Origin of the sequence: Larkinella knui (assembly GCF_003858645.1) — a bacterium.
Classification (GTDB): Bacteria; Bacteroidota; Bacteroidia; order Cytophagales; family Spirosomataceae; genus Larkinella; species Larkinella knui.
In genome coordinates this window covers 967,594-981,655 of record NZ_RQJP01000003.1, presented here as the reverse complement: position 1 = coordinate 981,655, position 14,062 = coordinate 967,594, and the positions used below count along the sequence as shown (strand labels likewise).

At 53.2% G+C, this 14,062-nt stretch carries 10 protein-coding genes; 7 read left to right on the top strand and 3 right to left on the bottom strand.

The features are described 5' to 3' along the window. Nucleotides 1-34 precede the first annotated feature (34 nt). A complete protein-coding gene (locus EHT87_RS18000) occupies nt 35-682 on the top strand; it encodes a peptidoglycan DD-metalloendopeptidase family protein (protein ID WP_124908029.1) in 648 nt (215 codons plus the stop codon). Here the strand turns inward: EHT87_RS18000 and EHT87_RS17995 are convergent. After that, nucleotides 679-1,266, bottom strand: a complete 588-nt coding sequence (locus EHT87_RS17995) for a hypothetical protein (protein WP_124908028.1) — start codon at nt 1,264-1,266, stop codon at nt 679-681. The genes EHT87_RS18000 and EHT87_RS17995 overlap by 4 nt on opposite strands. Nucleotides 1,267-1,387: 121 nt before the next feature. On the opposite strand from EHT87_RS17995, the gene EHT87_RS17990 reads away from it, so the two are divergent. The 3 genes from EHT87_RS17990 (at nt 1,388) to EHT87_RS17980 (ending at nt 6,305) form a co-directional block, all read left to right on the top strand. Then, complete coding sequence (locus EHT87_RS17990) at nt 1,388-2,101, top strand: SIMPL domain-containing protein (protein WP_124908027.1); 714 nt, start codon at nt 1,388-1,390, stop codon at nt 2,099-2,101. A 111-nt stretch (nt 2,102-2,212) separates the two neighbouring features. Next, nucleotides 2,213-4,699, top strand: coding sequence for a zinc-dependent metalloprotease (locus EHT87_RS17985; protein WP_124908026.1), 2,487 nt, complete (start codon nt 2,213-2,215; stop codon nt 4,697-4,699). Between the two features lie 184 nt (nt 4,700-4,883). After that, nucleotides 4,884-6,305 (top strand): hypothetical protein, encoded by a 1,422-nt coding sequence (locus EHT87_RS17980; protein ID WP_124908025.1) that lies wholly within the window; start codon nt 4,884-4,886, stop codon nt 6,303-6,305. A 162-nt stretch (nt 6,306-6,467) separates the two neighbouring features. On the opposite strand, the gene mdh is transcribed toward EHT87_RS17980, so the two are convergent. Next, nucleotides 6,468-7,403 (bottom strand): malate dehydrogenase, encoded by a 936-nt coding sequence (mdh, locus tag EHT87_RS17975; protein WP_124908024.1) that lies wholly within the window; start codon nt 7,401-7,403, stop codon nt 6,468-6,470. Between the two features lie 246 nt (nt 7,404-7,649). On the opposite strand from mdh, the gene EHT87_RS17970 reads away from it, so the two are divergent. The 3 genes from EHT87_RS17970 (at nt 7,650) to gatA (ending at nt 9,986) form a co-directional block, all read left to right on the top strand. Further along, the gene (locus tag EHT87_RS17970) at nt 7,650-8,084 is read left to right on the top strand and encodes a YkvA family protein (protein WP_124908023.1); all 435 of its coding nucleotides are present in this window, start codon (nt 7,650-7,652) and stop codon (nt 8,082-8,084) included. Between the two features lie 84 nt (nt 8,085-8,168). Next, complete coding sequence (locus tag EHT87_RS17965; RefSeq protein ID WP_111630068.1) at nt 8,169-8,378, top strand: Sec-independent protein translocase subunit TatA/TatB; 210 nt, start codon at nt 8,169-8,171, stop codon at nt 8,376-8,378. 162 nt (nt 8,379-8,540) lie between these two features. Then, nucleotides 8,541-9,986: an Asp-tRNA(Asn)/Glu-tRNA(Gln) amidotransferase subunit GatA gene (gene gatA, locus EHT87_RS17960; protein ID WP_124908022.1), complete on the top strand. Its 1,446-nt coding sequence runs from the start codon at nt 8,541-8,543 to the stop codon at nt 9,984-9,986. Nucleotides 9,987-10,026: 40 nt separating this feature from the next. On the opposite strand, the gene EHT87_RS17955 is transcribed toward gatA, so the two are convergent. Then, a complete protein-coding gene (locus EHT87_RS17955; RefSeq protein WP_124908021.1) occupies nt 10,027-13,863 on the bottom strand; it encodes a PVC-type heme-binding CxxCH protein in 3,837 nt (1,278 codons plus the stop codon). Between the last annotated feature and the right edge of the window lie 199 nt (nt 13,864-14,062).

Below are 14,062 nucleotides of genomic sequence, written 5' to 3'. Positions count from 1 at the left end.
ATAGGTTATTAACGAAACGGCCCAAATTTGCACCATGATTCTGCCAATTGATTTTCAACACAATCCGTACCTGATTCTGGACTTTACGGCCCGCAACGCCGAACTCGACGGGATCGACCTCACGGATACCGCCGTCTTTACCGACTACGTTTTTGGTAAAATTCGCCAGCACGGGGCCGTGGTGGGTGTGGGAGGGTATAACGAACCCCGCGTCATTTACCGGCGCAGTCCGCATTTTAATCAGGTCGGGGAGCCCCGCTGTATTCACCTGGGAATCGACCTCTGGACCGAAGCCGGAACGCCGGTTTTTGCCCCGCTCGACGGCGTCGTTCACAGTTTTCAGGACAACCACCACTTCGGCGATTACGGCCCGACGATTATTCTCGAACATACGCTGGACGGAAAACCGCTCTTCACGCTCTACGGTCATCTGAGTCGCCCGTCGCTGACGGGTTTAAGAAAGGGCAAACCGTACAAAGCGGGTGAGAAGATCGCTGAAATCGGCCCTTATCCCGAGAATGGCGACTGGCCTCCGCATTTGCATTTCCAACTGATGACCGATTTAGGGGGTCATACCGGAGACTTTCCGGGTGTCTGTACGCTGACGGATCGGGAACGGTATCTGGCGATCTGCCCAAATCCGAACCGGTTGCTGCAAATACCGGGGTTGGGAGTGGACTAATTAATTTCGGTAATCGAAATCGTGATGTCGTGGGGAGCCACTTCGTCGCCACCGAAATACGGATAAAGTCGGTAGCGTTGATTACTTTGCACGGTTGTGCAGCCGCGGGCAATCGTGGTTTCTTTTCCCTTAAAGGTGAAAATGTAGTTGCCGCCAACGATACTGAGTTGATAATCAGTGGGCTTGTTTAATTCGACGGTGCCGAGTTCTTCCGAAATGCGCTCGCCATTGCGGTAGCAGTAGGCATAAATTCGGAGGGCTTTATCCCGCCAGTTCCAGCCAAACCGGGCGCTGGCGGTGTTGTGTTGAGAACCACAGTCGGAAAAACCGTAGAGTTTGTTGATATCGTATTGATTTTCAGTCGTTTTGTTGGTGTATACGGCCGAACTATCAAACGTGACACGGAAGGATAAAGTCGTTTTGGCGGTAAAAGACAGATCATTGTGATCGGCGTAGTTGTTACCGGCTTTGATCGTATACAGTGTCGTTACCGGCGCGGTGGGATCTTCAGGCTTACCGGACGGTACTTCGCATCCGTGGAGTCCAAGCAGGCCAAGTAGTGTCAGCAGCAATAAGTTGCGCATTGAGAGGTTGATTCAGAGAATCGTAAAGTACGTTTACGGCTTGGAACGCTGAGCGTATTTCAAAAGTAACGAAAAGATCACTTATTCAGAAACGGTTAGTAACACGTAATCTTTTATAATCATGCGGAAACTTAGTTTTATTGTATGGAGTGTATGGAGTCTTTCATCGGCAATGGCCCAGACGCCGGATCTGCCCGTCAACCGGATTGTGGTGCTCGGTGATGCCGAACTCGAATTGCCCGCCGATCAGATTCGTGTAAACGTAACCTTGCAATATTCGGACCCAACCGATGCCCGCAAAGCGTATACGGCGCACCAGGCAGCGGAAAAGCGGTTAGTGAAGTTATTGAAAGAGTATCAGATTGAGGAAAAAGACATCCGGTACACGTTGCTGCAGGTTCATAAAAACGAAAATAACAGTTATCCGTCGGGCGAACGGAAGCAGGAAATCGTTACGCTGCAACAAATCATTTTTGAGCTAAAAAAACCGGAACGCTACCCGGATTTACAACTGGCATTGATCAGTGCCGGTTTTAACGGGTTCCAGGCGACCTATCGTTCGACCAAACAGGAAGAAAGTAAAAACAGTGTGCTGGAGAAGGCCGTTGAAGTGGCCCGTGCGAAAGCCGTTGTGATGGCAAAAGCCGCCGGACGAACTTTGGGCGCGGTCTTGAGCGTTCGGGATACGGAAGAAACCGACCCGGTGTTGCAACGAAGATTTGGGGGTGAAATGGATCTCCAATCGGTCCGCGTCGGTTATGGCGGCAACTTACTCGACATTCCGCAAACGATCCGGATTCCGGCGCAGGTGAAAGTGACGTTCGAACTGAAGTAAAAAACTTTATAAAAGCGGCCTGTCTTGAATAATAGGGTAAAAATGGGGGTGGTTCTGGGTTCAGAGCCATCCCTTTTCTATATTTAGTGCAAGAATACGAACCTGCACTTTATGAACAAACTACTTCTTGCCTTAACTTTTCTGCTTCCTTTTTCGACAATTGCCCAGAATGCGACGTCCGGTAATCCGCCCACCATTGCCGCCTACACAGCGGGTATGGAAAAGCAGCCCGGTTTTTTAACCTTTTACTGGGATGCGAAAAAAGGAAAAATCTGGCTCGAAATTGACAAATTCGATACCGAACTTCTGTATTATCCGACCTTGGCGTCGGGCATCGGCTCCAACGACATTGGCCTCGACCGCGGGCGGTTGGGTCAGGAACACATCGTCAAATTTCAGCGCACCGGGCCGAAAGTGTTGATGGTCGAGCCCAATTACCAATACCGGGCCATCAGCAGCGATCCACTCGAACGCCGGGCGGTTGAGGAGTCGTTTGCCCAATCCGTGCATTGGGGGTTTGATGTCGTGGCCGAAGAAGGAAACCGGGTTCTGGTCGATCTGACCCCGTTTTTGATGCTGGATGCGGTTGGTGCCGTGCCCGCCATCAGCCAGACCCGCCAGGGTACGTTCCGGCTCGATCCCAGCCGCTGCGCCCTGTATCTGCCGCACTCTAAATCGTTTCCGCAAAATACCGAGTTTGAAGTAACCATCACGCTAACCGGCGACAGTCCCGGGGCTTACCTGCGTTCGGTTGTGCCGACGCCGACCGCCTTGACGATGCGGCAGCACCATTCCTTCGTACAATTGCCGGAGCCGGGTTACAAAGCCCGCGAGTTCGATCCGCGCATTGGCTACGGTGGCATCGAGTATTTTGATTACGCAACGCCCGTCAGCCAGCCGATCATCAAGCGGTATATTTCGCGGCACCGACTGGAAAAGAAGGACCCAAAGGCCGCTGTCAGTGAGGCTGTTAAGCCCATTGTGTATTACCTCGATCCGGGTACGCCCGAACCGATCCGTTCGGCCTTGATGGAAGGAACCGCCTGGTGGAATCAGGCGTTTGAAGCCGCCGGGTATAAAAATGCGTTTCAGGTAAAACTGCTGCCCGCCGATGCCGACCCGATGGATGTTCGCTACAATCTGGTTCAGTGGGTCCACCGTTCCACACGCGGCTGGTCGTATGGAGCGAGCATCATCGATCCCCGGACGGGCGAAATTATCAAAGGAAAAGTGACCCTGGGTTCGTTGCGGGTTCGGCAGGATTACCTGATTGCGCAGGGGCTGGTTGGAAATTTTGATACCGATACGTCACACGTCGCCGAAATGATGCAGATGTCGCTCGATCGGCTGCGGCAACTGGCCGCCCACGAAGTGGGCCACACGCTGGGTTTGCCGCATAATTACATCGCGAGCACGCAAGGCGGCCCGACGTTCGGCCGGGCTTCGGTGATGGATTACCCAACGATGGTGGCCAAAGTGAAAGGAGCCGGTATCGATCTGTCCGATGCGTATACCAAAAGCATTGGCGACTACGATAAATGGAGTATTATCTGGGGCTATCAGGATTTTCCGTCGGGAACCAACGAAAAACAGGAACTGAATAAAATCGTTCAGCAAATGCACGCCAAAGGCCTGAGCTTTCTGACCGACCAGGATGCCCGGCCCGAAAGCAGTGCCCATCCGGCGACGCACCTTTGGGACAACGGTAACAATGCCGTCGAAGAACTGAAGCGTACGATGATCGTTCGGCGGATTGCCCTGGATCATTTTACAGAAAAGAAAATCCCGGCCGGAACGCCCCTGGCGACGCTCGAAGAGGTTTTTGTTCCGATGTATCTTTTTCACCGGTATCAGGTCGAAGCGGTTTCAAAAGTACTGGGCGGACAAACGTATACTAACGCGTTGCGGGGTGATGGCCAGGCGGTTTTGGCCGTTGTTCCGGCCGATGAACAACGCCGGGCGCTGGATGCTTTACTGGCGACCCTAAACCCACAGGCGTTGACCGTTCCATCATTCCTGTTAAAATCCATTCCCCCGCGACCGTTCCGCTACAGTCCGAATGCGCGGGAGGTGTTCAAACGACGGACGGGCATGACGTTTGACCCGCTCGGCCCACCCGAAGCCGCCGTTGGCATGACGTTGCGGCTGATGCTCAACCCGGAACGCTGCGCCCGGCTGGTGCATCAAAAACTGTTTGATCCCGCCCAGCCTGGCCTGGATGATGTGCTGGATCAGCTCATTAAAACGGTTTATAAAAAGCCGCTGGATAAAACCTATGCTGGCGAAATTAGCCGAATGACCGAGCTGAAAGTGGCGGAACAGCTGATTACGCTGGCCCTCAACAAAGACGCCGACGGAACCACCCGGGATCTGGCGCACCGGTCGCTGTTGCGCATCAAAACCCTGGTTGAGCCCGGCGGTTTATCCTCTCTCGCGTCGTACGGGCTTATCACGCATCTGATCCGGCAGTATGAACAAAATCCAACTCAGGTGCCGGCCGCATCTGTACTGCCTGCGCCCGACGGTGCACCCATCGACCCCGGTCAGGAGTGGCTGGAGGCATTAGGGGGTGAACCAGCCTGTGAATGGGTTCGGTAACGCCATTTTAATCTTATCTTAAGCTGTATTAAATCCTATTTTAACGTCACCAGGAACCGAACGGCCTACTTTTGAGTCCTATAGTTTTTTTAGTACAAAGAAATGGGGTAAAGACCGGAAATAACAGACGTGCGTATACGTCGTCTTTCCTGGTCTTTCTTTCAAGTCTTTTACACCACTTGATATGAGAAAAACACTGACTATTTTATGTCTAGTAAGTAATACCCTTGTTTTTGCCCAGCAACGTGCTGATTCTGTGGCTGCGGCCGCCCCACCACTCCCGTCACAAAAACCGGCCCCGGAGAAAAATGAATTGAAATATAACCTGAACGAGTCAGGGTCCCACTTTTTTAAAGTCACCTTCCTGAATCAAACGTGGCTGCGGCTCAACCAGAGTAACCCCGGTACGACGGTAATCGGAGAACCTAAAAACAATACGTTCGATATTGGCCTGCGCCGGACCCGGATTCAGATGTTCGGTCAGGTCAGCGACCACGTTTTTGTCTATTTCCAGTTTGGAATGAACAATTTCAACTTCCTGAACGCTTCTCCGGGCTTCAACACCACCGGGACCCTTTCGAACCGGAAAGTGCAGGCCTTTTTCCACGATGCGGTGGCGGAATACCTGGTTTTCAAAAATAAGGATTACCTGAAAATCGGGGGTGGTTTAACGATCGTGAATGGGCTGTCGCGTTTCAGCCAGCCGAGCGTCGGCACCATTATGTCGATGGACGTGCCGGTATTTGCCCAGGCAACGGTTGATCAGACCGATGAGTTTTCGCGGAAACTGAGTCTTTACGCCCGTGGTCAGGTTGGCCCCATCGATTACCGGGTGGCCGTCAGCGACCCATTCCCGGTCCAGACCAACGGGGCGGCTCCTCCGGCACTGGGACCCAACGCAAACTTTGCACTGAAAGGCCATAACAAACAATTTCAGGGCATGTTGCTCTACTCGTTTTTCGACAAGGAAGCGAATCAGACGCCGGGTTACATGACGGGGACGTATTTGGGGAAAAAGAAAATCTTTAACCTGGAAGCCGGTTTTATTACGCAGAAAAATGCCGTTTGGCATACCGGTGCCACGGCCACGGATACCGTTTACCAGGCGATGAATCTGTGGTCGGTTGCGGCCTTTCTGGACATGCCAACCAACCGGGCGAAGGGGTCGGCCATCAATGCTTACCTCGGCTATTTCAACCTTAATTATGGCCGCAATTACCTGCGTTACAACGGGATCATGAATCCGGCCAGCGGCACGACCCAGGCCGTCGGCGGATTGGGCGGTACGCAGGGCAACGCGTTTCCGATGTTTGGTACGGGAAGTGTCATTTATTCGCAGGTCGGTTATCTGTTCCGCCAGGATTTGCTGGGTAGCGGTGGCACCCTGATGCCGTATGCACAGGCCCAGATCGGCAACTATGACCGGGTGAACAAAAGCATGGGCGTTTATAATTTTGGTCTGAACTGGCTGATCAAAGGTCACAACGCCAAACTAACCCTCGACTACCAGAACCGGCCCTATTATCAGGCTCTTCCGGCAACCGGTCAGCTCGACGCGCAAGGTCGGCGGGGACAACTGGTTCTGCAATATCAGGTCTATATTTAATACGATACCTGGTTGGAAATTCAGGCGCGAAAAGGCCGCTTTTTCGCTTGATGAAGAGGGGGTATACACCGTATATCCCCTCAATTTTTAACCGTGTAGCCGTTGAAACCCCGTTTATGAAAAGGATGCGTGCATCCTTTTCATAAACGGGGTTCTGTATGCTTACAAATCCAGCGTTTTCAACACGTCATTCATGTTCCGAACCGCGTCGGCCGACTTGCTGAAAGCCGCCTGCTCGTCGGCATTGAGTTCGAAGTCAACGATGGTTTCCCAGCCACTGCGGCCAATTACGACCGGCACACCGAGGCAGATGTCCGACTGGCCATATTCGCCCTCCAGGTATACGCTGCACGGAATCACGCGTTTCTGATTGCGAACGATGCTTTCGACCAAAGCCGCACCGGCCGCACCGGGTGCATACCAGGCCGACGTACCGATCAGTTTGGTCAGTGTCGCACCGCCAACCATCGTATCGGCGGCTACTTTTTGCAGCGTTTCAGCATCCAGAAATTGACTGACCGGCACCCCCGAATAAGTGGCCAGACGGGTCAGCGGAATCATGGTCGTATCGCCGTGACCGCCGATCACCGTTCCCTGCAAATCGTTGGGCGAACACTTCAGGGCCAGCGACAGATACGTCTTAAAACGGGCCGAATCCAAAATTCCACCTAATCCGATTATACGGTTTTTGGGCAACCCGGACGACTTCAGGGCCAGGTACGTCATGGTGTCCATGGGATTGGAAATAATGACGAAAATAGCGTCTGGAGAGTGTTTGAGGATGTTTTGAGTCACCCCTTTTACAATGTTGGCGTTGGTGCCAATGAGGTCCTCGCGGGTCATTCCCGGCTTGCGCGGAATACCCGAGGTGATTACGACAACATCCGAATTGGCGGTTAATTCGTAATTATTGGAAGAACCGGTAATTTTAACATCACAGTCCAATAACGTAGACGCCTGCAGCATGTCCAACCCTTTGCCTTCACTCAGACCTTCTTTGATGTCTAAGAGAACAACCTCCTCGGCTAATTCACGTCGGGCGATGTTATCGGCACAGGTCGCTCCAACGGCCCCGGCACCTACTACGGTAATTTTCATAGAGTTAATGGTTTTAATTTTTGTTTTTCCGGTTAATCTGTTTGGGATTACCAGCGGTTTAATTTTATTTTAATCAGACCGTTGGCAACTCATTCACTGCCAACTATTTTGAACGGTACAAAAATAGGAGAGCCGTTGAACACTGATACCGTATGAAGGCTTTTTTTTAATAAATAAGACTATTGGGTTAAAAAATGTGTTATAGAGATGCCCAATGATTCAGGGACTTTATACAACATTCTAACTATGGCAAACCGTCGCTTATTAACGGCAATCCTGAGTTCAATCTTTTTTCGACGCTCGACCGAAAAAGCGTCCCGGTATACCCGAAGTGGAAAGAGTATGCTGGATTTACTGCAGCGCGTGGCCGAAAAAACCCGCGTACTGGGTGTAGGAGCCAGTTACTCAGCCGCCAAGGATCAGATTAATATTCTGGTGCGGATGGTCAGGGCCTACGCCAAAGGCGAATACCGGGCCATTTCCGGAAAAACATTGATCCGGATGGTCGCGGTTTTGGTGTATTTCGTTTCGCCACTCGACTTTATTCCGGACATACTGCCCGTGTTGGGCCTCACCGACGACATTGCGCTTCTGCTGTGGCTGGTCAGTTCCATATCCGACGATATCGACCAGTTCAAACAATGGGAGAGCAACCATTCGTCATCGATTAAAATTGGGTGAAATCGTTTTTTTAGTACACAATAAATTCGTAATATTCGTTACTTTTGTAAAGAGTTTCTGCATACACTCATAACTCATACTATCATGGCATTACTCACAATTTATGCATTTTTAGGCTCACTCGGTGGAACCGAACTTCTTCTGATTGGTCTGGTGATCCTGTTGTTCTTCGGTGCAAAACGGATTCCCGAACTGATGAAAGGACTTGGTAAAGGCATCCGCGAGTTCAAAGACGCTACCAAAGACGTACGCGAAAATATCGAAGAAGGACTTCGCGATACGAATGTGAAATAACTAATTTTGAACGACGAAATGAGTGAATGACAGAATAGTTTCCCTCGGGATATTCGATCATTCACCCCTTCTATCATTCAAAATTGATAAAGAATTTCAGACAACAGCTCGGCCTGATCGGTCGTTCTGTTGTCTCTTTTTTTCTACCAGCCGTACTTTGTCATGCCCGTAAAACCGTACGATTCCCTTTCTGAAATCCAGCGCGATCTGGCCACCGGATCGATCACCTGCCGCCAGTTGGTTGAACAGTATTTACAACGAATTGACGACCACCGGCACCTGAACGCTTTTGTGGCAGTTTATGCCGATGAAGCGCGCCAGCGGGCCGATGAAGTGGATGCAAAGCTGAAGGCAGGAAAAGCGGGCCGGCTGGCCGGCATGGTACTCGGCATCAAAGATGTTTTGTGTTATAACCAGCACGGTGTTCAGGCCGGGAGCCGGATTCTGGACGGGTTTGTGTCGCAATTTACGGCCACCGCCGTACAGCGGGTGATCGACGAAGATGTAATCATCATTGGTCGGCAGAACTGCGATGAATTTGCAATGGGTTCATCCAACGAGAATTCGGCTTTCGGGCCGGTTCGAAATGCCGACGATACGGACCGGGTTCCGGGTGGTTCGTCGGGGGGCTCGGCGGTGGCCGTTCAGGCCGGTTTATGTCTGGCTTCGCTGGGGTCGGATACGGGCGGTTCGGTTCGCCAGCCAGCGGCTTTTTGTGGCACGGTGGGCCTGAAACCAACCTACGCCCGGGTTTCGCGCTGGGGACTGATTGCCTATGCTTCTTCGTTCGATTGCATTGGCCCGATTACCCATACCGTCGAAGATGCGGCTTTGCTGCTGGAAATTATGGCGGGTACCGACGAGTTTGATAGTACCGTCAGCCGCCAGCCCATTCCTTCCTATAGCCAGCAACTGACGCTGAACCGCCCGCTGCGGATCGGTTATCTGCGCGATGGCGTCGAAAGTGAAGGCGTCGATCCGGTTATTCGTCAAAAAACCCAGGAAGCATTGGAGCGTTTACGGGAGCAGGGCCACACGGTCGAGCCGGTGGATTTTCCGTTGTTGAAACACATCCTTCCTACGTATTATATTCTGACAACCGCCGAAGCCAGTTCCAATCTTTCGCGCTTCGACGGCATCCGGTTTGGTTACCGCAGCCCCGAAGCCAAGGATCTGGAATCGCTCTACAAAAAATCCCGGACCGACGGCTTTGGCGATGAAGTCCGTCGCCGGATCATCCTCGGCACGTTCGCCCTCAGTTCCAGTTATTACGACGCCTATTATACCAAAGCCCAGCAGGTCCGCCGGTTGATTAAGGACGAAACCGACGCTTTTTTCGCCCGGTATGATTTGATGGCATCGCCCGTGACGCCAACGACGGCTTTTCGAATCGGGGAGAAATCCAGCGATCCCCTGCAAATGTATCTGGCCGATATTTTTACGGTTCAGGCCAACGTCGTGGGTTGTCCCGCCATTTCTATTCCGAACGGAACCGATGAAAACGGACTTTCCATTGGCTTTCAGTTAATGGCCGCTCCGTTCTGCGAAGTCGATTTGCTGGCGGCTGCCAGCCAGTTGACGAAATTGCAGACCGTCGAAACAGCGTAACTTACTCCCAAATCCCAACACGTCGGGATTTGGGAGTAATCTACTTTTTAGCCTGTTTCACCGGTCCGGTTGTCCGCAGGAAAGCCACGAGGTCAATCACTTCGTCCTCCGTCAGGGCGTCAAGCAAACCGGTGGGCATCATGGAAACGGGCGTTACTTCGCGCGACTGGATATCCGATTTGTTCAGCACGACGGCATCCTGACCCACCACGCGCAACGTAAGTTGCCGCTCATTTTCACCGGCTACATTTCCTGAATAGGTCCTGCCATCGCGCGTAGTCACCACTACCATTTTATAATCATCCTGAATTTCGCCACTGGGATTCAGAATATTGCTGAGCAGGTAGTCCACATTTCCCCGGTTTGAGCCGGTAATATCGGGACCAATGCTCCCGCCTTCGCCATACATTTTGTGGCAGGGACCGCAGGTGCGCTGGAAAACCAGACGTCCTTTTACGGTATTGGCACTCAGCAGTGCACGGTCCGAAAGTAGTTTTTGGTAGCGGGCGTACGCTTTTTCATCAATACCGTGTTGCTCGATAGGCCCCCAGATTTCGACAAAACCGCTGCCAACCACCCGCAGCAATTGCCGGGCCGCATAGGTAGGCACATCCCGTTTCGGAATCTTGTTGGTTTTCAACGCCTGCGCCAGTTGCCAGCCGTATTTTGGCCGGGACGACATCGTTTGCACCACCTGAAGTTTGTCGGCCGGACTCAAATCCGGATACCGGGCGAGCAGCAGTTCGCCCAACGATTCGCGGTCGTATCCAGCAATGGCGCGGATGGTTTCCGTCCGTAGATTTGGTTCATTCAGCAGTGCCGGTAATTCGGCCAAAAGCTCCGGTCGTTGCTGACCCGCCACGGATTTCAGGGCTTTCAGGCGTTGGTCGAGGGGCGCTTTGCGGTCTTTCAACGTCGCCAGCGACTTGCGGGCGGTTTCGGTATCACCAAATTGCTGCGCCACCTGCTGGGCGAGCTGGGCGGTTTTTGCGTTCGCTTTCAGGTGGGTATACACCGCTTTCCAGTTGGCCGGAGCCGCCAGATCCGACCGTCCTTCCAGGCCATCGCGCATGCCTTCCAGCAAACTAACCTGCGTTTTGGGTGATTTGCCGAGGGCCGTAATGAGGGTGGGAGTCTGGTCTGCATCGACGATCCGGCGGGCAATGAACCGCGTAACCATCGGAATTTCGCAGCGCGAAGCCAGGTCCAGGGCCCGCGTAGGATTCTGTTTAACAAGGGGTTCGAAGCCAAACCAGATCATTTTCGGCAGGTTGTGATCGTCTTTGTCTTCGCCGTGGGTCATTAGTTCGCCGGCGATTTTCCATTGAAATTCCGGGTCCACCCGTTGCAGAGCCGACGCCAGATACAGCCGCACCACGGCCGATTGATCTTCGCGCGCCATCCGGACCAGCTTTTCCTGAGCAGTCGTGGATGGGGATCGATCTTCGCACAGCAATTGAACGGCCCAGGCGCGGACGTACGCATCCTTGTCGTCCAATGCCTTCACCAGCGAATTCGGATCGAATCCACCCGTTACGTGCAGCGCCCACATGGCCCGAAGCCGCCAGTCGGCATTGGCGTTCGCTTCGAAGATTTGCCGAAGTTGCTGGTGGGTCTGCGGCCCTAATTTACCTTTTACCGCCCGGTTTTGCAGAATGATCCGGGCGCGCCGGGCGTGCCAGTCGCTCTTGATCGTCTGCAAACCAACCAGTTGCTCATCGGTCATTTTGTTCAGGTCCGAATACCGCCCCGTCCAGTTTTCGGCGAGTGAATTTTTGGGCATAATTCGGAAAATCCGCCCGGTTTCGCCGTTCAGCACTTCTTTCCCGCAGATGTCGGCATCGTGCCAATCCAGAACGTACAGCGCCCCTTCCGGCCCGACTTCCATGCTGAACCCAACCCATTGGGCATTGTTGGCCTGCAAAAAGTCGTCGCCGTGGTGGCCGGCGTACCCCGAACCTTTGGGCTGCAGCACATCCGACAAAATGGCGTGTTCGTGAATGTTGGCCATAAAAATCCGCCCCTGCTGCGATTGCGGAAACGCGTCGGACTGGTACACCCGCGCCCCCCCGTGCGCCGAGCGGTGGCTGTGGTCGGCGATGGTTTTGATGTCGTTATACACGTACGGATTAAAATGCTGCCCGCCCTGCCGGTGGTAAATTCCGCCCGGAATCACGTGCCAGAGGTGCGGAATGACGCAGGCCGTCATGATAAACTGCCCTTTAGCATCGTAGTCGATGCCCCACGGATTGCTGAAACCGTGCGCCACCACCTCAAACCGGTCTTTGGTGGGATGATACCGCCAGACACCGCCGTTGATATCGACGCCTTCGCCCTGCAGAATGTCTTCGGGAAACGGATCATTGTGTTTATACAGTTTTCCCTTGCCGTTCGGCTTCCGGACTTTCGAGGGCGTGGCAAATCCCTGCAAACCGTAGAGCCAGCCGTCGGGTCCCCAGTGCAGGCTGTTCAGCGTTTCGTGCCGGTCGCGGATGCCCCAGCCCGTGAGCCGAACTTCGATGTCTTTCATGTCGGCCACATCGTCGCCGTTGCGATCCGGGACGAAGAGCAGATTTGGCGGAGCGCCCAGAAACAGGCCATCGAAACCCACCGCCATCGCCGACGGAAACGGAATGCTGTCCAGAAAAACCTTCCGGCTGTCGGCCACGCCATCGCCGTTGGTATCTTCCAGAATGAGAATCCGGCTGTTTCCGGCTTTCGAAAAACCGTAGCCGCGGGATTCGTAATCACGGTTTTCGGCCACCCACAACCGCCCGCGGTCATCCCAGCAAAACGCCATGGGTTGGGTCATCATCGGCTCCGACGCCCAGACGTTGGCCTGGTAGCCGTCTTTCATCGTCATGCTTTCAATGGCCTGCTGCGGGGTCAGGAATTTGGCTTCCAGTCCTTCTTTCTGGGCAATTCCCCATAAGGTAGACGTATTGTACATCGACGTGTTGCCGCTGAAGTTGCTCCAGGCTTTGGTCAGTTCCAGGTCATTCAGATCACCGGTGTAAACGACTAATTCGTGGCGGATTACTTCCGTATCGCCTTTCTCAATTTTCCAGTCACCCATGCGCGCCCGGGCGGGGCCAATGCCGAACTGGTTGTCGACCCGCCAGGGTTGGGGGTAACCTTTGTTGTCGGGGTGGTCGAAAATGGCAACATGGGCCAGGTCGTTCCGGCCTTCCACCTGCATACCCACATCGACCCACATGGCACGCTGGCCCTCGGCACTGGCATTGCGTTGCCGGGCCGCATTGATTATTTCTGCTTTGATTTCCGGGTGCCACGGCATCCGCAGGAACAGCCCGCCGTAGTCATATTTGCCAATTGTGATGTCGGTTTGGGCTTTGCCTTTCCATTCCAGGTCCAGCAGAAATTTGCCGCCCTGTTCGCGCATCGACCAGTTCTGGGTTTCCGTCAAAACCGCCTGTCCTTTTTCGTCCAGCAGATCATAGACCGTCTGCCATTTCACCTCGGTTCCGGTGGCTTTAATTACTTTGGCCGACGCCCGGCGCCAGTAGTCGCCCTCGGGATGGTGGAAATAATCCCGGCCGTTGACGCGGGTAAAGCCCCAGTATAAACCGGTTTGGTGCTTGTGGTGGCCGGGGCTGTATTCGGTGAGAATGCCTTTCCCGTCGGGGGCGGTGATGGGATGCAAGTAAGGCCGGAAATCCGCCTTCGCGTTTTGGGTCAGGATGGGCGTTTTGCCATTGATCCGGAAAACGGAAATGGTCCCGGCTTTTACGTCCTGTCTGATTTGCAAGGCTTTTCCAGCTCCGGGTGGCCGGGCTGAAGAGGCCGTGTTGGAATGCTGAAAAACGCTTCCGGTACAAATAATGAGCAGGCTGAAGAATAAGACAATTGATTTCATGACGGTTTAGGAGCCAGTGGCGGTTTGCCACCAAATTTAGTAGAAAGCTTCTAAAACTTGCACAAAAGGCGGCAATAGCTGCATTTCTTAATCGCGATCAAAGAATAGGTCTAAGGCAAAAGGAGGGATTGGAATCAAAATTCAGGTGAAAAAACGGCCCCTGAATTTACAATGGCGCTATAAATTGTGATTAAATGGT

Bases quoted from the DNA above. Each gene is read 5' to 3' on its own strand.
- EHT87_RS18000 (WP_124908029.1), top strand. From the start codon at position 35: ATGATTCTGCCAATTGATTTTCAACACAATCCGTACCTGATTCTGGAC.
- EHT87_RS17995 (WP_124908028.1), bottom strand. From the start codon at position 1,266: ATGCGCAACTTATTGCTGCTGACACTACTTGGCCTGCTTGGACTCCAC.
- EHT87_RS17990 (WP_124908027.1), top strand. From the start codon at position 1,388: ATGCGGAAACTTAGTTTTATTGTATGGAGTGTATGGAGTCTTTCATCG.
- EHT87_RS17985 (WP_124908026.1), top strand. From the start codon at position 2,213: ATGAACAAACTACTTCTTGCCTTAACTTTTCTGCTTCCTTTTTCGACA.
- EHT87_RS17980 (WP_124908025.1), top strand. From the start codon at position 4,884: ATGAGAAAAACACTGACTATTTTATGTCTAGTAAGTAATACCCTTGTT.
- mdh (WP_124908024.1), bottom strand. From the start codon at position 7,403: ATGAAAATTACCGTAGTAGGTGCCGGGGCCGTTGGAGCGACCTGTGCC.
- EHT87_RS17970 (WP_124908023.1), top strand. From the start codon at position 7,650: ATGGCAAACCGTCGCTTATTAACGGCAATCCTGAGTTCAATCTTTTTT.
- EHT87_RS17965 (WP_111630068.1), top strand. From the start codon at position 8,169: ATGGCATTACTCACAATTTATGCATTTTTAGGCTCACTCGGTGGAACC.
- gatA (WP_124908022.1), top strand. From the start codon at position 8,541: ATGCCCGTAAAACCGTACGATTCCCTTTCTGAAATCCAGCGCGATCTG.
- EHT87_RS17955 (WP_124908021.1), bottom strand. From the start codon at position 13,863: ATGAAATCAATTGTCTTATTCTTCAGCCTGCTCATTATTTGTACCGGA.